A 17,252-nucleotide genomic window follows, 5' to 3' on the forward strand; every position below is an offset into this window, starting at 1 on the left:
CAGGAGCGTCGATCATGCCCCGTATGCATCACACGGGGGAGTGCCGATGAGCGCACGGCTGCGCGCCATCGCGACAGAGACCGAGTCCATCGTCGAAGCCGGGCTCTACCGCACGCCCGAGGGGCGTGAGATCAGTATTGAGCGCACTCTGGCCGCCGCGCTCTCCGGGACCCGGCTGTACGGGCCCGATCCGGTGCCCGTCGCCGCACTCGACACCGACCGCACCGCGGTCATCGAGGTGACCGGCGAGAGCAGCCTGCAGGCGGCGCACCGGATGACCGGCGAAGGGCCGGGCAGGATCGCCGTCCTGAACTACGCCTCCGCCCGTAACCCCGGGGGCGGCTACCTCAACGGCGCGCAGGCCCAGGAGGAGGCCCTGTGCCGCGGCTCCGCGCTGTATGCCACGCTGCTGCGGGCCCCCGACTATTACGCCCGCCACCGGGCCGAACGCAGCGCCTTCTACACCGATCGGGTGATCCACTCGCCCGGCGTGCCGGTGTTCCGTGACGACCGGGGGCGGTTGCTGGACACCCCGTACACCGTCGGCTTCCTCACCTCGCCGGCGCCCAACGCCGGAGTGATCCGCAGCCGGACGCCCCAGGACGCCCACCGCATCCCTGCGGCGCTCGCGTCCCGTGCCGAGCGGGTGCTGGAGGTCGCCGCCGTGCGCGGGTACCGCAGGCTCGTGCTCGGCGCCTGGGGCTGCGGCGTGTTCATGAACGATCCGGCGCAGGTGGCCGGCGCGTTCCGGGCGCTGCTCGCCGACGGGGGCCGGTTCGCCGGCCACTTCGAGCAGATCGTCTTCGGCATCCTCGACCGCAGCCGGACAGCGGCCACCCGTAACGCGTTCGCCCGGACGTTCGGTCGTGAGCCGCAGACGCAACCGTGACATTGGGCCGGAGGGGTGGAGGCCAATCGTAACGGTCACGTTGAGCCATAGGAGTGTGCACCGACCGTGACGGCTGACGTCGGGCCGGGGGGTATGGCTACCGACTCTGAGGTGACGTCGCGCCGGAGAGGCGGGTGCCAACCGTAACCGTCAGGTTGAGCTGGAGGCATGGGCGCCGACCGTGACGGTGTCGAGCCGGAGGGCTCGACGTCGGCCGCCACGGACGGTGGGCCCGGTCCCGTCGGTCAGCTCCAGCCGTAGCGTTCCCGCAGCCGCCCGACGACCAGATCGAACCGGTCCCGGTCCAGCGCGCACGCCTCGCGGCGCATCCCGTCCTCGTGCACCCGCAGCACCCGGTCCAGATCGACCCAGGACGGCCGGCCCGAGCTGTCCCACGGTCCGGCGCCGAGGGCGACCCACTCGCGGTCCCGGTCGTGCTGCTTGCTGGAGAGCTGCACGGCGAGCAGCGTGCCCGTCGCCTCCCGGGCCACCACGAGCACCGGGCGGTCCTTGCCCCGGCCGTCGTTCTCCTCGAACGGCACCCAGGTCCACACGATCTCGCCGGGGTCGGGATCGCCGTCACGGTCCGGCGCGTACGAGGTGCGGACCTGGCCCACATCGTGCGGGTCGGCCTCTGCGGTGGCGGTCGGACCGGAACGGCCGGGAAAGTCGGCCGAGCCGTCGGTGCTGGTCATGCTGAATGTGCCGACTGAACGGTGAGGGATCGTCATCCGGACACCGTAGAACGTGTACACCCCATTCCGTGGAGTCGGGTCCACCGAACACGCAGCGGAGCGTGAAGGACGACGCGGATGCGCTGGGGAGTGCACCGGGCGCGCCGTGCCGCTCGATGGGACCCGGACGGGACAGCACACAGCTGTGGCCGGTACTCGCCCGTGGTTGACGGACAAGCACCGGCCACCGCTGCCACGAGCGGTCAGGAGGGCGTGCTGCCCTCCTGACCACCCGTCACCGGAATGTGCTCCTTGCGCGGCGTGGGCGGGACAGCGGGCGCGACACCGTTGACCGGGGGCGCAGCCTCCGTCCCGCCGTTGCTCCGGCCCTCGCCCTGGCTCATCGTGGACAGCAGCTGGCGGGCCAGGCCCAGCCCCGTACCACCCATCGTCAGCGCCTTCGCGAACATCTCCGACATGCCGTCGGCCCCGTTCAGCAGCACCATATGATCGACGCTGCTGAAGGCGCCTGCGCCGGCCTCGACGATCTCCGGCCACTTCTCCGCCAACTGCTGGGCGACCACGGCCTCCTGATTCTCGGCCAGCGCTGCGGCCCGTGCCTTGATCGCCTCTGCCTCGGCCAGACCCTTCGCCCGGGTCGACTCGGCCAGCGCGAGCCCCTTGGCCTGCGCCGCTGCTGCCTCCGCCTCACCGGTCGCGCGGGTCGCCGACGCGGCGGCGGCGCCACGTGCCTTGGTCGCCTCGGCCTCGGCGATCGCCGCCGTCTTCACCCGGTTGGCCTCGGCGATCGCGGCGAGCTCCGTCTCCTTCGCATGCGCCTCGGCGGCCGAGATCCGGGCGTCGCGCTCGCCCTCCGCCAGCGTGCGCTTCTCGTACGCCTGGGCATCGGCGGGCTTCCGTACGTCGACCTGCAGCTGTTGCTCGCGCCGCTGGGCCTCCAGCTCGGCGACCCGGGTCTCCTGGACCACGACCTCCTGCCGGGCCGCTGCGTCGGCGAGCGGACCTGCCTGCCGCGACTTGGCCGCGGCCTTGTCGCGTTCGGCCTGGTAGCCGGCCTGCAGGATCTCGCTGTCGCGGGTCGCCTCCGACATCCGGGCGGCGGCCTGCTGTTCCGCCTCGGTCGCCCGCCGGTTGGCCTCGGCCTGCGCTATCCGGGCATCCCGCTGAACGGCGGCGGCATGCGGCATGGCGAGATTCTTGATGTACCCGGTCGGGTCCTCGATCTCATGGATCTGCAGCGAATCGACGATCAGCCCGAGCTTCTCCATCTCGCTGCCGCACGCCGCCCGGGTCTGACCGGTGAGCTTCTCCCGGTCCCGGATCATGTCCTCGACCGTCAACCCGCCCACGATGGACCGGAGATGACCGGCGAACACGTTGTGCACCCGCTCCGCCATCATCTTCTGCTGGTCGAGGAAACGGCGGGCCGCATTGGCGATCGACACGAAGTCGTCGCCCACCTTGAAGATGACAACACCGCGCACCCGAAGGGGAATCCCCTGATGGGTGACGCAATCGACGGACAGCTCCGTCTCGTTGAGGTCGAGAGACATCTTCCGTACCGCTTGCACGCCGGGCAGGACGAGCGTGCCGTGCCCGGTGACGATACGGAACCCCATGCCCTGCCCAAGACCTTCGGTCTTGTGCTTGGAGCCCGAGATGACCAGTGCTTCGTTCGGCTCGGCCACTCGCCACATCAGCTTGAACAGGCCGATCAACACAATGATGGCGGCGAGAACCAGCCCCGCCATGACGCCGATGACCATCGGCATGCGCCCCCTTATCGCAGTGCCCCGTCGGCACTGCTGAACAGACGGAGTCTTCTCCTGCGCGCGGCGACGGAGAAGGGGTGTGCAAAACCTTGCCGCATTCTTGACTGGCGCGGACCCGACGCCTGTGCGTCACACACCTCAACTCAACTGTTCCGTGCGTGCACCTCAACTGTCGTATGCGCGCGTCACATACACCGTGCGCGGGGGAAGATAGTCGATCACCGTCACCACCGTCCCCGGCTCCATGCGGTCCTTCGACGAGGACGGGTACGCGAGGAAGTGCTCGGCGCCGCCACGGATCCGTACGATCACCTCGCCGACCAGCCCCGGCCCCACCGTTCCGGTCACCCGGCCGAGCAGTCCCACCATCGACGAGTCATCCATGCCCCGGAGCGTACCCACGCAGGACCGGTCTGGAAGACTGCCCGACGCCATGAGCCAGTTACCCGAGCAGCCCTCCGAAGGTCCGGTCCCGACGAGCGCCGACGTGGCGCGACTCGCAGGTGTCTCCCGGGCCACCGTGTCGTACGTACTCAACAACAACTCGACCGTGCGGATCAGTGATCCGACCCGCCGTCGGGTGAGGGAAGCAGCCGGCGAACTCGGCTACGTGCCGCACGCGGCGGCCCGTAGTCTGCGCGCCGGACACACCCGGATGGTGCTGCTGCCCACGGGTGGCCATCCGGCCGGATCGCTTCACCACCACTTCTTCCATCAGCTCGAGTCCGGCCTGCGCCGCCTCGACTACACCGTGGTCCGGCACGGCAGTCTGGGCCTGGACGCCGAGGAGGCCGCCCGTGCCTGGGCCGAGCTCCGTCCCGTCGCCGTCGTCGCACCCTGCGGGATCGCCCTCACCCCGCAGGGCATCGCCGTGCTCCGCCGTTCCGGGGCCAAGGCGGTGATCACCCTCGGGCCGCAGCCGGTCGACGGCGCCCACGCCCTGGTCATGGACGAGCGGGAGGTGGGCAGGTGCGCCACCGTGCATCTTCTGGAGCGCGGCCGCCGCCGGATCGGAGTGGTCATGCCCGAGGAACGGGGCGTCGGCGTGTTCGCCGAACCCCGGCTGGCCGGAGCCCGGCGAGCCGCCGCCGGTGGCGGAGCCCGTATCGAACCGCTGCCCCTGCGGTACGAGGAGGAGTCGGCCGCCGCCCTCGCCGCGAGGTGGCACACGCTCGGACTCGACGCCGTGTTCGCGTACAACGACGAGTACGCGATGCTTCTGATGCGGGCGCTCCAGGACGCGGGCATCGAGGTGCCGGCCGAGACCGCTGTGATCGGAGCCGGGGACCTGATGCTGGGCAGGCTGCTGAGGCCCCGGCTGAGCAGTGTGCGGATGGAACTGGCGACGGCGCAGCCGCTGGCCGATCTCGTCGACCGGCTGGTGCAGAACCCAGGGAGCGAGCCCGAGCGTCACGACCTGCTGAGTGCACGGGCGATCCCTCGCGAGTCGAGCTGAGGCGGCGGCGGTCCGCCGGGCTCACCGGCGGCAGCACACGGGCCGGCCTGCCCGGCACTGCAACACGGCAGCGCGGCAACGTGCGCGCCGCGCGTCGCTTGCTTAGCGTCATGACCATGAGCTATCCGCAGAGTTACGAGATCCTGCTCGTCCCCGGGTTCACCGATACCACGACCGAACCGGCCGAAGCCACCGAACGCCCAGAGGCCACCGACGACACCGACACCACCGAGGGTCCCGAGTCCGTCGCCGCCATCCGCTCGGCCGTCGTGGAGGCCACGGGCGAGACGGGGGCCTCGGGCTATCCCAGGTACGCCGGGGAGGGCATGGTGGCGGACATCGATCCGGCGACCCGGACCGTGGAGGCCCTGCTGATCGACGGCGCCGAACTGGACTACGGCCTCTCGGTCAGGGTCTCGGAGCGGAAGACCGAAGGCTGAGCCGGGAAGCGGGCAACGTCCTTCTGATGGTGAAGAGTTGGGAGGGACCGTCGCTGCGTGAGGTCAGCACGGAACGTCGAGCACAAAAGGGAGCAGCAGTTCGATCAATTCCCTTGTCGGTGGGTGCCGCGTGGCTACCATGTTGCACGTTCAACCGAGCGGGGACACGTTCGATCACCGAACGCAGCTCGCACGGTTGCGCCGGATCGCGTCGTCCCGCGAAGCCGCGGCCGCACCCCCCGCGCCCCACCGCATGGGACCACCCCTCGAACCGATCGACTGGAGAGTCTTCATGTCCCTGCTCGACCCCAAAGCCTGGCAGTCCCGCACGCTTGCGGGAGGTGAGTCGGACGTCGTCGAGCCCGCCACCGGCGAGGTGCTCGGACGTGTCACCCTCGCCGCGCCCGAGGACATCGCCGCAGCCGCCCGGTCCGCGGCCGCCGCCCAGGCCGCCTGGTCCCGCACCCCGCACTTCGTCCGCGCCGCGGTCCTGCGCCGGGCCGGCGACCTGTTCACGGCGCACGCCGACGAACTGCGCGAATGGATCGTACGGGAGTCGGGCTCGATCCCCGGCAAGGCCGACTTCGAGCTCCACGTCGCCGCCCAGGAGTGCTACGAGGCCGCCGCGCTCGCATCCCGGCCGGCCGGTGAGGTCCTGCCCAGCGAGGACGAGCGCCTCTCCTACACCCGGCGCGTCCCGGTCGGCGTCGTCGGCGTGATCGCCCCGTTCAACGCGCCGCTGATCCTCTCCATCCGGTCCGTCGCCCCCGCGCTCGCCCTGGGCAACGCGGTCCTCCTCAAGCCCGACCCGCGCACCGCCGTCTGCGGCGGGCTCGCGCTGGCGGCGGTCTTCGCCGAGGCCGGACTCGACGAACACCTGCTGCACGTCCTGCCCGGCGGTGCCGAGGCCGGACAGGCACTGGTCGCCGAACCGCGCGTCCCGGTCATCTCCTTCACCGGCTCCACCGCGGCGGGCCGCGCCGTCGGCGAGGCCGCCGGACGGCTCCTCAAGCGCGCCCACCTGGAGCTCGGCGGCAACTCCGCCCTTGTCGTCCTGGAGGACGCCGACCTGGAGGGCGCGGTGGCCCAGGCCAGTTGGGGCTCGTTCTTCCACCAGGGCCAGATCTGCATGACCACCGGCCGACACCTCGTACACGCCTCGCTGCTCGACGAGTACGTCGAACGGCTCGTCGCCAAGGCGGACGCGCTGGCGGTAGGCGACCCGCACCGTGAGCAGGTCCACCTCGGCCCGATCATCGACCGCGGCCAGCTCGGCAAGATCCACCGGCTGGTCGAGTCGAGCACCGCAGGTGGTGCGAAGCTCGCGGCCGGCGGCACCCACCGTGATCTGTTCTACCGCCCCACCGTCCTCACCGACGTCGACGACCACACGCCTGCCTACACCGAGGAGGTCTTCGGCCCGGTTGCCCCCGTACGGTCCTTCGAGACCCTGGACGAGGCCGCAGCACTGGCCGCCGACAGCCCGTACGGACTCTCCCTCGGCATCGTCACCCGTGACACCGCGCTCGGCCTGGAACTCGCGGACCGGATCCCGACCGGCATCGTCCACATCAACGACCAGACGGTGAACGACGAGGCGGTCGCGCCATTCGGCGGCATCGCCGCGTCCGGCACCGGCGCACGGTTCGGCGGCGGGGCCAATCTGGAGGCCTTCACCGAACTGCGCTGGACGACCGTGCGCCACGAACCGGCCGGCCACCCCTTCTAGGGCCTGGCCGCCTCCGCAACGCCGAGAGGGCCCGGCCGTCGGCCGGGCCCTTCTCCATCCGCAGTTCCGGCGCGCGCAGGCTACTGCTGCTGTTCCTTCTGCTGGTTCTCGATGGACTTGCGCACCTCGTCCATGTCCAGCTTCCGGGCCTGCCCGATGACATCCTCCAGCGCAGCCTCCGGCAGCGCCCCGGGCTGGGCGAACACCGCCACATTGTCCCGGACGATCATCAGAGTCGGAATGGACTGGATCTCGAAGGCCGCCGCCAGCTCCTGCTGCGCCTCGGTATCGACCTTGGCGAAGACCAGGTCGTCGTGGCGCTCGGACGCCGCGTCGTAGACCGGCGCGAACTGCCGACACGGGCCGCACCAGGAAGCCCAGAAGTCGATCAGGATGAACTCGTTCTCGCTGACGACCTGATCGAAGTTTTCTTTGGTGAGCTCTACGGTGCTCATGCGTCTGTACCTCTTCCTGTGCCCGTTCGGACCTGTCCCGGGACAACGGTGGCTTCCTTTGCGCTATTCCGCCTGCCCATGTGGCCGCAGCCCACACCCACCACCAGACTGTCCCCATGACAGATGCTGATGCTGTGAAGAACGCCGAATACGACGTCGTGGTGATCGGCGCGGGGCCGGTGGGGGAGAACGTGGCGGACCGGACCCGCGCGGCCGGGCTGAGTACGGCGGTCGTCGAGGCGGAGCTGGTCGGCGGAGAATGCTCGTACTGGGCCTGTATTCCCAGCAAGGCCCTGCTGCGCCCGGTCGTCGCCCGTGCGGACGCGCGCAGGGTCCCCGGGCTCAGCGGCGCCGTGCAGGGCCCGCTGGACGCGGCTGCGATCTTTTCCCACCGTGACTGGTACGTCGCGGACTGGCACGACGACGGGCAGGTCGCCTGGTTGGAGGGCGTCGGTGCGGATCTCTACCGGGGCCAGGGACGTCTGGCCGGTACGAAGCAGGTCTCCGTCACCACCCCCGACGGCACCGAACACCGGCTCACCGCGCGGCACGCCGTCGCCGTCTGCACCGGCAGCCGGGCCGTGGTTCCCGACCTGCCCGGAGTCGCCGATGCCCGCCCCTGGACCAGCCGGGAGGCGACCAGCGCGAAGGAGGTCCCGGGCCGCCTGGTGATCGTCGGCGGTGGGGTCGTCGGCGTGGAGATGGCCACCGTCTATCAGGCGCTCGGCGCCGAGGTCACGATGCTGATCCGTGGCAAGGGCCTGCTGCCGAAGATGGAGCCGTTCGCGGGTGAGCTGGTCGCCGAGGCGCTGACCGAGGCCGGAGCCGACATCCGTACCGGCGTATCGGCCACCTCCGTCAACCGCACAGCCCCGGACGGCCCCGTCACCGTCGAACTGGACAACGGCGAGATCGTCGAGGCCGACGAGATCCTCTTCGCCACCGGCCGCGCACCGCGCACCGACGACCTGGGGCTGGAGACGGTGGCCCTGAAGCCCGGATCCTGGCTCCCGGTCGACGACAGCTGCCGTGTAGAGGGCAGTAACTGGCTCTACGCCGTCGGCGACGTCAATCACCGGGCGCTCCTCACCCATCAGGGCAAGTATCAGGCCCGGATCGCGGGTGCCGCGATCGCCGCCCGCGCCCAGGGCGCCCCGCAGGCGACCGGTCGCTGGGGCGCCCACACCGCGACCGCCGACCACGCGGCCGTCCCCCAGGTGGTCTTCACGGACCCGGAGGCCGCGTCCGTCGGTCTCACCCTCGCCGGGGCGGAGCGGGCCGGCCATCGCGTACGCGCCGTCGACTACGACCTCGCCGCGGTCTCGGGCTCCGGCCTCTACGCGAGCGGTTACCGGGGCCGCGCGCGCATGGTCGTCGACCTCGACCGGGAGATCCTGCTCGGCGTGACCTTCGTCGGGCCGGGCATCGGCGAGCTGTTGCATTCGGCGACCGTCGCGGTCGCGGGCGAGGTTCCCATCGACCGGCTCTGGCACGCGGTCCCTGCCTTCCCCACGATCAGCGAGGTCTGGCTGCGCCTGCTGGAGGCGTACCGCGGCTGAGCACGGACGGTGAGCCGGCGCGTGGAGGGACGGATCCCGACGTGGTCGCCCCCTGGCAAGAGAGTGGGTCGCTGCGTTGCCGGGATCCGTCGCCCCCACGTACTCGCACGTCTGCACCTGCGTCCCGAAGTGCAGACGAAGTGGCGGCGAGCTCGTCGGGCGAAGCATGCGTGCTTCTCCACGTGGCCGTCGACTGCTGCGCTCACACTGTCGTCCGGGGCCGGGAGTCCGTGGCCCGGACCGCAGTCGATCACGCCTGCCGACCCCTTCTCCGCGATCAGGCGCTGAGCAGGCGGTTGAAGAACGAGCGGTAGCGCTGGAGCGCAATGCGCAGATCCTCGGTGAGGACCTCCTCTCCCCGGCCCCACTGGCTTTCGAGCCCTTCCTTGCGGGATGCGAACGACCGCGCCAGCGTCTGCATGACCTCGGCGACCAAGGCATCGGCCGTACGGACGGCGTCCTGCGGATCGTCGACGAAGGCTGTCTGGACGGCCCGCCATTTGGACTTGAAGGCCTCGGCTTCCTCGGGACCGAGAAGCGGCTCGTTCTCCTGGCCCTGGTCCGGCGCCGAAGCGTGCGGTGTACCCGCTGCGGCCTGCTCTGCGGGCGCGGCGTCCTCGGCGGTGTCTTCAGCGTCAGCGGCGTTCCCAGCGGCATTCCCGGTGGACGGGGGAGCGCCATCCGCCGTGGCCGACGGCGTCCCACGACCTGCGTCTCGGTCATCCCGAGGCCGGGCGAGATCCTCGGTGCTGAGGCCCGCGTCGGCCGCGCTGCTGTGGTCGCCCGATCCACTGTGTTCGCGCTGCATGCTTGTTCACCTCGTCCGAATGGGTTTCGACGGGCTCTCGATCCTTTGGCCCGCCGGTATACGCGGGCGCCGGGTCACGTGTGTTGCTGCCCCGGCCTGTCGCCGTTGGTGAGCAGGTCGTCGAAGAGTGCGCGGTAGTGCACCATCGCTCCCCGCAGTTCCTCGGTGGTCGTCTGCTGACCGCCGGCCCTTGCATTGACTTCGTGGGCGGCACGGTAATGCTCCAGCGTGCGCCCGTGTTCGACCGACAGGTCCTTCACCTGCTGCTCGTAGCCCTCGGTCGGGTAGCCGCGTTCCTTCATGAGCCGGGTCACCAGCTGGTCCGCCTCACCGACCGCCTCTCGCGGACGGTCCACGAAGTGCTCCTGCACGCTGCTCCAGTCCTGCGTGTACTGCTGACGGGCAGTCGAGGCCAGCGGCTTCAGATCGAGGTCGTCGTGCCGTTGCTCGCGGTCGCGCAGATCACGCTCTGCCGCCGTGCGGCTGTCACCGGCTTCAACAGCGCGCTCGTACTCGGGCCCGAAGCGTTCTTGCAGATGCCGCCGCCGAACGGCGAGCCGGACAATCACCGCGAGGGCGACAAGCACCACCACCACGACGACGATGGCAACAATGATTCCAGTGGACATCTGGTCCTCCGATCGAGGTCGGCCACATCCCCGTCATGTGCGGCTGCCTCAGTGGCCCTGTACCAGGCGGCTATCCGATGGGCCTCGGGAGACAGCCGAGGTTCCAGGCCGACGATACGGCCGATGGTCACCGCCTTCGACCAGGCGCGATCCGGTCCGGCGAACCACTACGCGACTCGCCTCTCCGGCGCCTGCTGCTCCTCTTCCTCGTCGGGCAGCTTCACGTCGGTCACCGTGATGTTGACCTCTACGACCTCCAGACCGGTCATCCGCTCGATGGCGGAGATCACCTCGGTCCGGACATCGCCCGCGAGCTCGACGATCGGGAAGCCGTATTCGACGATGATCGACAGGTCGACCGCGGTCTGGACCTCGCCGACCTCGACCTTGACACCGCTGGTGACGGACCGGCTTCCCGCTCCGGGCACTCGCTCCCGCACGGTCCCCATACCGCGGACGAATCCTCCGCCCATGCTCTGGACCCCGGGCACGCCCCGGGCCGCCAGCCCGGCGATCTTCGCCACTACGCCGTCGGCGATCGTGGTACGCCCCCGTGCCCCGGGCTCCGTTCGGCGGTTTTCGCCATGCGGTCCCGCTCCGTGCGTGGACTCGGATGCCGGGTGGGTGGTCTCGGGCCGGCTCAGCTGCGTTTGATCACTCATGGTCGGTCGCCCTTCCGAAGAGGAGGTGGGCTCGATCGCCTTGGCCATTTTACGTACCATTTGTCAGCATTGCTTGAGCGGAAGGGTGCACGGCCGGGCCCGCCCCTGAGGGGAGTGGGTCGCTGTGGGGGAGTCCGGTCTCGGGTGTCGGCCCTCCGGTCCGGGGCAGGGAGGCGAAGTCCGTCGTGACGCATGGCGAAAGCGGCGCACGTGAGTCCGCGATCCATCACGGAGACGACTCGTCCGGCTACCTTCTGTGCAGTGCGGTGGTCTCGTCGGTTCCGGTGCCCAGCGGCCGCCCGCAACGCAGGTTCCACCGCCCGGACCGGCCGCTGAGCTCGGTCAGCGTCAGCGGAGCGACGTCCAACCGCCAGAACGTCTGCGGCGGAAGGCCCAGCGCATGCACGACAGTGGCCCGCACCACCGCGGGTTCGGCCACGGCCAGCACGCTGCCGCCATCGGCGCCCTCCCGATGCAGCGAATCCAGCCAGCCGCCCATCCGCGCATGCAGATCCAGCAGCGACTCACCGCCGTGCGGGGCCGCCGAGGGCTCGGACAGCCAGGCCGACACCGCCCCCGGCTCGTCCCGGCTCACCTCCGCCAGCCGTTGCCCGCTCCAGCGCCCCAAGTCCCAGCCACGAAGGGCAGGTTCGGGATCGGACCGCAGACCCAACGCCTCGGCGGTCCCCGTGCACCGCTCGTCCGGGCCGTGCACCCGGCGATCGGCAGCAGGCACCGCGGCCGCGGCCGCACGCGCCCGCCGGACGCCGGACACGTCGAGCGGGGCGTCGCCGTCGAACCGGGCCTCGCGCAGCGCCGCGTTGAGCGCCGGTGAGATCAACATCACCCGTACCGTCAACACCCGCGTCAACTCCCTGAACTGTGGCCTCTTCAGTAAGCACACCATGGCATCCAGGGCTGTGGGGTGGGCAGATGGTGCCATGGCGGCGGGGTGCTCCCAGACGGTATGGTCGCGACGAACATGACGACGGTGTGATGGAAGTCCGGTGAGAATCCGGCACGGTCGCGCCACTGTGAACCCGTATCCGTACGGGAAGTCAGACCCAGCACTGTCGTCTCAGGCACCACGATCGGGACGCGTGTTCCCCCAGGAGGTTCTGCCATGGCACAGACTGCTGCCCCCGCCGCCGTCGCATCACCCGCCATCACCCCCATCTCGCTGAAGGCCATCGCCCCATGGGCGGTCTTCTTCGGCATTCTCATGCTCGTCCTGCTGTACTTCGTCGGCGCCGAGCAGGGCGCCACTTCGGTCATCTCCGGCGAGGGTGTCCACGAGTGGGTCCACGACGGTCGCCACCTGCTCGGTTTCCCCTGCCACTGACACACCGCGCAAGCCAGGGGAACCCCTCATGAACTCCATATCCGTCAGAGCCCTGCTGGTCCGCGGCATGCTGGCCGGCCTCGTCGCGGGCGCGCTCGCACTTGCCGTCGCCTACTTCCTCGGAGAGTCGCGGGTCGACGCGGCGATCGCCCTCGAAGAGGCGCACAGCCACGACCACGGCGGCGGCGAGGAACTCGTCAGCCGCACGATGCAGTCCACGGCCGGCCTCGCCACCGGTGTCCTCGTCTTCGGCGTGGCCATCGGCGGCATCGCCGCGCTCGTCTTCTGCTACGCCCTCGGCCGCATCGGCAGGTTCGGCCCGCGGGCCACGGCTGCACTCATCGCGTTCGGCGCCCTGCTGACCGTGTATGTCGTGCCGTTCCTCAAATACCCGGCCAACCCGCCGGCCGTGGGCAACCCCGACACGATCGGCCAACGCACCGCCCTGTTCTTCCTCATGGTCGCTCTCAGTGTGCTGCTCGCCGTTGCGGCAGTCATCCTCGGCAAGCGGCTGGCTCCTCGCCTGGGCAACTGGAACGCGACGGTCGCCGCATCCGCCGGCTACGTCCTCGTCATCGGCCTCGCCTACGCCTTCCTGCCCTCGTTCAACGAGGTCGGCAAGGACTTCCCGGCCGGTCTGCTGTGGGAGTTCCGCCTCGCCACCCTCGCCGTTCAGGCCACGCTCTGGACCACTTTCGGTCTGTTCTTCGGCTACCTGACGGAACGGCTGCTGGTGTCGGGACCGGACACGGTCCCGGCGGGTGGCGGCACGGCATCCCGCACGGCCACCGCTGCCGGCTGACCGGCCGAAACTCCGCTACGACCGAACCCGCCAGGAGACGCCTGGCGGGTTCAGTCGTGGTCGGGGCACAGCCGCCCGGGTGTCCGGCGTCATGACGGACGTCGAGCGGAGACCTCGGGAGAAGGTTCGGACCCGGCGGCTCCGTCCGTCGCAGTCGCTCCGTCCCCGGGTTCGGCCGCCGATCCGGCCGTCCAGTCGATCCGGTAATGCCTCAGCAGGTCGTCCTCCCCGACGAAGTGCATGCCCGCCGCTGCCATGACGTGCTGGGACGCGGTGTTGTCGAGGTCGGCGTCGCCCCTGACCGACGCGACACCCGCGGCACGGGCAATCTCCAGCAGCGCACGCAGAGCCTCGGAGGCGTACCCCTTTCCGCGCATCGCCGGTATCAGGCCGTAGCCGATCGTGACCTGCCCCCGGTCGTCCGGGACACCATGGAAACCGACTCCGCCGATGGCGTGCCCGTTCTCGCGGAGGCGGATCTCGTACGGGCCGAACGGCTGGGGATTGCCGGTATCCGCGCAGTGCTCCAGGAAATGCCTCGCGCCCGCCCGGTCGCCGTCGTTGGGGTAGTCAGGTGCCCAGAGGGCGTCCGGCCCGGGACGGCCTTGCACTACGCACTCCGCCTCAGCGGGGGTCAGTGGGTGGAGCACGAGCCGCGTTGTCACAAGAGTTTCCATGACTCGCCGGACTATCACGGTGGCAAGCCTCGACGCATCGGGATTTTGACCGATCGAAGAGTGAGTAGCGGTGTTCGTAACGTTGCTACGCGGAGACGGTAGCGACGCTACGCAAATGGTGTTAGCGTCGTTTCATCGGGAAGCGGGCATCACCGCACCCCTTGAAAACGGGAGCAACGCCTTGACTGAGCACACCACCACCACCGCACGCCGGGTCGCGGTCGTCACGGGAGGATCCAGGGGCATCGGCCGCGAGAGCGCCGAACGCCTGGCTGCCGACGGATTCGCCGTCGTCATCAACTACGCCGGCAACCGGGCGGAGGCCGAGGCCGTCGTCGCGGTGATTGCCGCCGCAGGTGGCGAGGCAATTGCCCACCGTGCGGACGTCGCCGACGAGGCCGCGGTGGCGGCGCTCTTCGATGCGGCGGAGGAGACCTTCGGCGGAGTCGACGTCGTCGTCCACGCCGCGGGCGTCATGACGCTCGCACCACTCGTCGACATGGACCTCGACGCGCTGGACCGGATGTACCGCACCAACATCCGCGGCACCTTCGTCGTCGACCAGCAGGCGGCCCGCCGCCTGCGCGGCGGCGGAGCGATCATCAACTTCTCCAGTTCCGTGCTGTCGCTGGCCCTCCCCGGCTACACCGCCTACGCCGCCACCAAGGGCGCGGTCGAGGCCATGACCCTGATCCTCGCCCGCGAACTGCGCGGCAAGGACATCACGGTCAACGCCGTGGCCCCCGGGCCGACCGCCACCGCTCTCTTCCTGGACGGCAAGGACGAGGCGACCATCGAGAAGCTCGCCGGCCAGGCGCCGCTGGAGCGCCTCGGGACTCCGCAGGACATCGCGGAGGTCGTCGCCTTCCTCGCCGGTCCCGCCCGCTGGGTCAACGGCCAGGTCGTGCGTGCCAACGGCGGCATCGTCTGACCCCGCCCGCTGACGGCAGCAGACCGCCGCTCCCACGACCGTTGTCACCCTCCTTCTGTTCTTCCTCTCCTTCACCTACCGAAAGACCGAGGACTGAGTCATGAGCAAGACCATCGTCATCACCGGCGCGGGATCCGGCTTCGGCGCCCTGGCCGCCCGCGCCCTGGCCCGCGAGGGCCACACCGTCTACGCGGCCATACGCAACACCCGGACACGCAACGCCGCGCGTGTGGCCGAGGCGGCGGCGTACGCCGCCGAGCACCAGGTGGACCTGCGCACCGTCGAACTCGACGTACTGTCCCAGGAGTCGGCGGACGCCGCCGTCGCCACCGTCCTCGCCGACGCCGGACAGCTGGACGTGATCATCCACAACGCCGGACACATGGTCACCGGCCCCACCGAGGCGTTCACGCCCGAGGAGCTCGCGGCGGTCTACGACACCAATGTGCTGGGCACCCAACGCGTCAACCGGGCCGCCCTCCCGCACCTGCGCGCCCAGGAACACGGGCTGGTCGTCTGGGTGGGTTCCACGTCCACCAGGGGAGGCACCCCGCCCTATCTCGCCCCGTACTTCGCGGCCAAGTCCGCCATGGACGCGCTCGCCGTCTCGTACGCCGCCGAGCTGGCCCGCTTCAACATCGAGACCACCATCGTCGTGCCGGGCTCCTTCACCTCCGGCACCAACCACTTCGTCACCGGCGGCCACCCCTCCGACCTGACCGTCGTCCCGGCGTACGAAGAGCGCTACGCGGGGATGATGGACCAGGTCTCCCAACGCCTGGCCGCCCTCGCACCCGCCGATGCCGACGTATCCCAGGTCGCCGACGCCATCGTCCGGGTGGTCGGGACGGAGCACGGCAAGCGCCCCTTCAGGGTCCACATCGACCCCGTCGATGACGGCAGCGAAACGGTCAGCGCCGTCGCCGACCACATACGCTCCGAGTTCCTCACCCGCATCGGCCTCGACGACCTGTTGGCTCCCCATGCAGCGCGCTGACCCCCGCACGCTCCCCTTGATAGCGTCCGTTCGATGAGCACTCGAGCACGCATCCTGGAAGTGGCGGCCGACCTGGTCGCGAAGTCGCCGGACGGGGGCGTCTCCACCCGGGCCGTGTGCGAGGCCGCCCAGGTGGGGGCCCCGGCCCTCTACCGGTACTTCGGCGACAAGGAAGGACTGCTGTCAGCCGTCGTCGATCACGGCTTCGATGCGTACCTGGCGACGAAGCGGGAGCGCGGCGACACCGCGGACCCCGTCCAGGACCTGCGTGACGGCTGGGACAGCCATGTCGAGTTCGCCCTGCGCAATCCGAACCTGTACCGGCTGATGAATTCCCCCGCCATGCGCACCCCGCCGGCCGCCGCGCTGGAATCGCATCGAATCCTCACCAGGGACCTGGAGCGGGCCGCAGCACAGGGAAAGCTACGGATCGCGCCCGAGCCCGCCGCCCAGATGATCATGTCTGCCAATGTCGGCGTCGCGCTGATGCTGGTCGCCCGCCCGGTGACGTTCACCGACAAAAGCATGTCCGTACGGGTGCGCGATGCGGTGCACGCGGCCGTCTTCGTACCCGAAGCGGGCGACAGCAAGCCGGACGACGTGGGGGAGGCGCAGATCCCCTCCGCCGCCAACCGGCTGAGTGCCCTGTTGCACGGCTCTCCCCGCGCCGGACTCAGCAAGGCCGAATCGGCCCTGATGACCGAATGGCTGGACCGCGTATCGAACGCTGCGGGAAGCCGGGCCGCGGACGACGCGGAAACCGACCGCTCCGGCTGAGGGGCCGAACCCTGAGGCCATGACGCCGATGGCCGGAAACCGGCCAGGGGCGCCGGCCCTCGGGACTGCGCCCGTTCGACTTCCTCAGGAATACGCCCGCAGCCCGCTCGAAGGCGCTCCGCCTCAGACGTCCGAGTCGCCCGCGTCGTCCCCCAAGTCGCCGGACATCGCCGCAGCCATCCGCAGATGCGGCGTCGCCTCGGCCTGCCGCCCCTGCCGCTCCAGCGTGCGACCGAGCATCAGCCGCGCGTAGTGCTCCACGGGGTCGCGCTCCAGCACGGCCCGCAGTTCCGTCTCGGCCTTGCCGAGCCGTGCCGAGTGGTAGTAGGCACGGGCCAGCAGCAGCCGCGGGGCGACCTGCTCTGGCGCTTCCTCGACCAGCCCACCCAGGATCCGGGCCGCGGTGAGATACTCCTTCGCCTCGAAAAACATCCGGGCACGGTCCCAGCGGTCGGCTGCGGTACCGAACTCGAAGTAGCTGTCGTTCACTTGTCCTCCTCGGTCGCGGGCTTCGCCGATCCTGCCGGTCGGGCGTCCGGTCGTCCGCCCAGCCGTTCGTTCGCCGTTGACAACACAGCATAATGGTTGAACATTCCACTAAAATCTTGGCGTGGGTATCGACCGCCCGCGCC

At 70.2% G+C, this 17,252-nt stretch carries 20 protein-coding genes and 1 riboswitch; of the genes, 10 read left to right on the top strand and 10 right to left on the bottom strand.

Annotation, left to right across the window (positions count from 1 at the left end):
* Positions 1 to 46 precede the first annotated feature (46 nt).
* On the top strand, positions 47 to 889 hold the full coding sequence (locus OHA03_RS37255; RefSeq protein WP_267008445.1) for a TIGR02452 family protein: 843 nt from the start codon (positions 47 to 49) through the stop codon (positions 887 to 889).
* A 245-nt stretch (positions 890 to 1,134) separates the two neighbouring features.
* Here the strand turns inward: OHA03_RS37255 and OHA03_RS37260 are convergent, their stop codons facing one another.
* From OHA03_RS37260 to OHA03_RS37270, 3 genes are all read right to left on the bottom strand, one after another.
* A complete protein-coding gene (locus tag OHA03_RS37260; RefSeq protein ID WP_267008446.1) occupies positions 1,135 to 1,584 on the bottom strand; it encodes a type II toxin-antitoxin system PemK/MazF family toxin in 450 nt (149 codons plus the stop codon).
* Positions 1,585 to 1,826: 242 nt separating this feature from the next.
* Positions 1,827 to 3,356: a flotillin family protein gene (locus tag OHA03_RS37265; RefSeq protein ID WP_267008447.1), complete on the bottom strand. Its 1,530-nt coding sequence runs from the start codon at positions 3,354 to 3,356 to the stop codon at positions 1,827 to 1,829.
* A 165-nt stretch (positions 3,357 to 3,521) separates the two neighbouring features.
* A complete protein-coding gene (locus OHA03_RS37270) occupies positions 3,522 to 3,740 on the bottom strand; it encodes a hypothetical protein (RefSeq protein ID WP_267008448.1) in 219 nt (72 codons plus the stop codon).
* Positions 3,741 to 3,789: 49 nt separating this feature from the next.
* On the opposite strand from OHA03_RS37270, the gene OHA03_RS37275 reads away from it, so the two are divergent.
* The 3 genes from OHA03_RS37275 (at position 3,790) to OHA03_RS37285 (ending at position 6,981) form a co-directional block, all read left to right on the top strand.
* On the top strand, positions 3,790 to 4,812 hold the full coding sequence (locus tag OHA03_RS37275) for a LacI family DNA-binding transcriptional regulator (protein ID WP_267008449.1): 1,023 nt from the start codon (positions 3,790 to 3,792) through the stop codon (positions 4,810 to 4,812).
* A 110-nt stretch (positions 4,813 to 4,922) separates the two neighbouring features.
* The gene (locus OHA03_RS37280) at positions 4,923 to 5,252 is read left to right on the top strand and encodes a hypothetical protein (RefSeq protein WP_267008450.1); all 330 of its coding nucleotides are present in this window, start codon (positions 4,923 to 4,925) and stop codon (positions 5,250 to 5,252) included.
* Between the two features lie 292 nt (positions 5,253 to 5,544).
* Complete coding sequence (locus tag OHA03_RS37285; protein WP_267008451.1) at positions 5,545 to 6,981, top strand: aldehyde dehydrogenase family protein; 1,437 nt, start codon at positions 5,545 to 5,547, stop codon at positions 6,979 to 6,981.
* An 80-nt stretch (positions 6,982 to 7,061) separates the two neighbouring features.
* Here the strand turns inward: OHA03_RS37285 and trxA are convergent, their stop codons facing one another.
* The gene (gene trxA, locus OHA03_RS37290; RefSeq protein WP_030933996.1) at positions 7,062 to 7,436 is read right to left on the bottom strand and encodes a thioredoxin; all 375 of its coding nucleotides are present in this window, start codon (positions 7,434 to 7,436) and stop codon (positions 7,062 to 7,064) included.
* A gap of 116 nt (positions 7,437 to 7,552) precedes the next feature.
* Here trxA and OHA03_RS37295 point away from each other — a divergent pair, with 116 nt between their 5' ends.
* Positions 7,553 to 8,995, top strand: a complete 1,443-nt coding sequence (locus tag OHA03_RS37295) for an NAD(P)/FAD-dependent oxidoreductase (protein WP_267008452.1) — start codon at positions 7,553 to 7,555, stop codon at positions 8,993 to 8,995.
* Between the two features lie 277 nt (positions 8,996 to 9,272).
* Here OHA03_RS37295 and OHA03_RS37300 read toward each other — a convergent pair whose 3' ends face one another.
* The 4 genes from OHA03_RS37300 to OHA03_RS37315 all read right to left on the bottom strand — a co-directional run bounded on the left by OHA03_RS37300 (position 9,273) and on the right by OHA03_RS37315 (position 11,953).
* On the bottom strand, positions 9,273 to 9,803 hold the full coding sequence (locus tag OHA03_RS37300) for a hypothetical protein (RefSeq protein ID WP_267008453.1): 531 nt from the start codon (positions 9,801 to 9,803) through the stop codon (positions 9,273 to 9,275).
* Positions 9,804 to 9,877: 74 nt separating this feature from the next.
* Positions 9,878 to 10,432: a hypothetical protein gene (locus OHA03_RS37305; RefSeq protein WP_267008454.1), complete on the bottom strand. Its 555-nt coding sequence runs from the start codon at positions 10,430 to 10,432 to the stop codon at positions 9,878 to 9,880.
* 167 nt (positions 10,433 to 10,599) lie between these two features.
* Complete coding sequence (locus tag OHA03_RS37310; RefSeq protein WP_267008455.1) at positions 10,600 to 11,094, bottom strand: Asp23/Gls24 family envelope stress response protein; 495 nt, start codon at positions 11,092 to 11,094, stop codon at positions 10,600 to 10,602.
* A 247-nt stretch (positions 11,095 to 11,341) separates the two neighbouring features.
* The gene (locus OHA03_RS37315) at positions 11,342 to 11,953 is read right to left on the bottom strand and encodes a histidine phosphatase family protein (RefSeq protein WP_267009604.1); all 612 of its coding nucleotides are present in this window, start codon (positions 11,951 to 11,953) and stop codon (positions 11,342 to 11,344) included.
* A 112-nt stretch (positions 11,954 to 12,065) separates the two neighbouring features.
* Positions 12,066 to 12,214: riboswitch (adenosylcobalamin (AdoCbl) riboswitch) on the top strand.
* 3 nt (positions 12,215 to 12,217) lie between these two features.
* On the opposite strand from OHA03_RS37315, the gene OHA03_RS37320 reads away from it, so the two are divergent.
* Both OHA03_RS37320 and OHA03_RS37325 read left to right on the top strand, forming a co-directional pair.
* A complete protein-coding gene (locus OHA03_RS37320) occupies positions 12,218 to 12,436 on the top strand; it encodes a CbtB domain-containing protein (protein WP_267008456.1) in 219 nt (72 codons plus the stop codon).
* Positions 12,437 to 12,464: 28 nt separating this feature from the next.
* Positions 12,465 to 13,238 carry a CbtA family protein gene (locus tag OHA03_RS37325; protein WP_267008457.1) on the top strand — a complete coding sequence of 258 codons (774 nt, stop codon included), beginning with the start codon at positions 12,465 to 12,467 and terminating at the stop codon, positions 13,236 to 13,238.
* 89 nt (positions 13,239 to 13,327) lie between these two features.
* On the opposite strand, the gene OHA03_RS37330 is transcribed toward OHA03_RS37325, so the two are convergent.
* Entirely contained in the window at positions 13,328 to 13,915 is a 588-nt protein-coding gene (locus tag OHA03_RS37330) for a GNAT family N-acetyltransferase (RefSeq protein WP_267008458.1), read from the bottom strand.
* Positions 13,916 to 14,096: 181 nt separating this feature from the next.
* Between OHA03_RS37330 and OHA03_RS37335 the strand changes: the two genes are divergently transcribed.
* The 3 genes from OHA03_RS37335 (at position 14,097) to OHA03_RS37345 (ending at position 16,620) form a co-directional block, all read left to right on the top strand.
* Positions 14,097 to 14,846, top strand: a complete 750-nt coding sequence (locus OHA03_RS37335; protein ID WP_267008459.1) for an SDR family oxidoreductase — start codon at positions 14,097 to 14,099, stop codon at positions 14,844 to 14,846.
* 100 nt (positions 14,847 to 14,946) lie between these two features.
* On the top strand, positions 14,947 to 15,843 hold the full coding sequence (locus OHA03_RS37340) for an SDR family oxidoreductase (protein WP_267008460.1): 897 nt from the start codon (positions 14,947 to 14,949) through the stop codon (positions 15,841 to 15,843).
* Positions 15,844 to 15,876: 33 nt separating this feature from the next.
* Positions 15,877 to 16,620 carry a TetR/AcrR family transcriptional regulator gene (locus OHA03_RS37345; protein WP_267008461.1) on the top strand — a complete coding sequence of 248 codons (744 nt, stop codon included), beginning with the start codon at positions 15,877 to 15,879 and terminating at the stop codon, positions 16,618 to 16,620.
* Between the two features lie 123 nt (positions 16,621 to 16,743).
* Here OHA03_RS37345 and OHA03_RS37350 read toward each other — a convergent pair whose 3' ends face one another.
* On the bottom strand, positions 16,744 to 17,109 hold the full coding sequence (locus OHA03_RS37350; protein WP_267008462.1) for a tetratricopeptide repeat protein: 366 nt from the start codon (positions 17,107 to 17,109) through the stop codon (positions 16,744 to 16,746).
* Between the last annotated feature and the right edge of the window lie 143 nt (positions 17,110 to 17,252).

Source organism: Streptomyces sp. NBC_00154 (genome assembly GCF_026342835.1).
GTDB lineage: Bacteria > Actinomycetota > Actinomycetes > Streptomycetales > Streptomycetaceae > Streptomyces.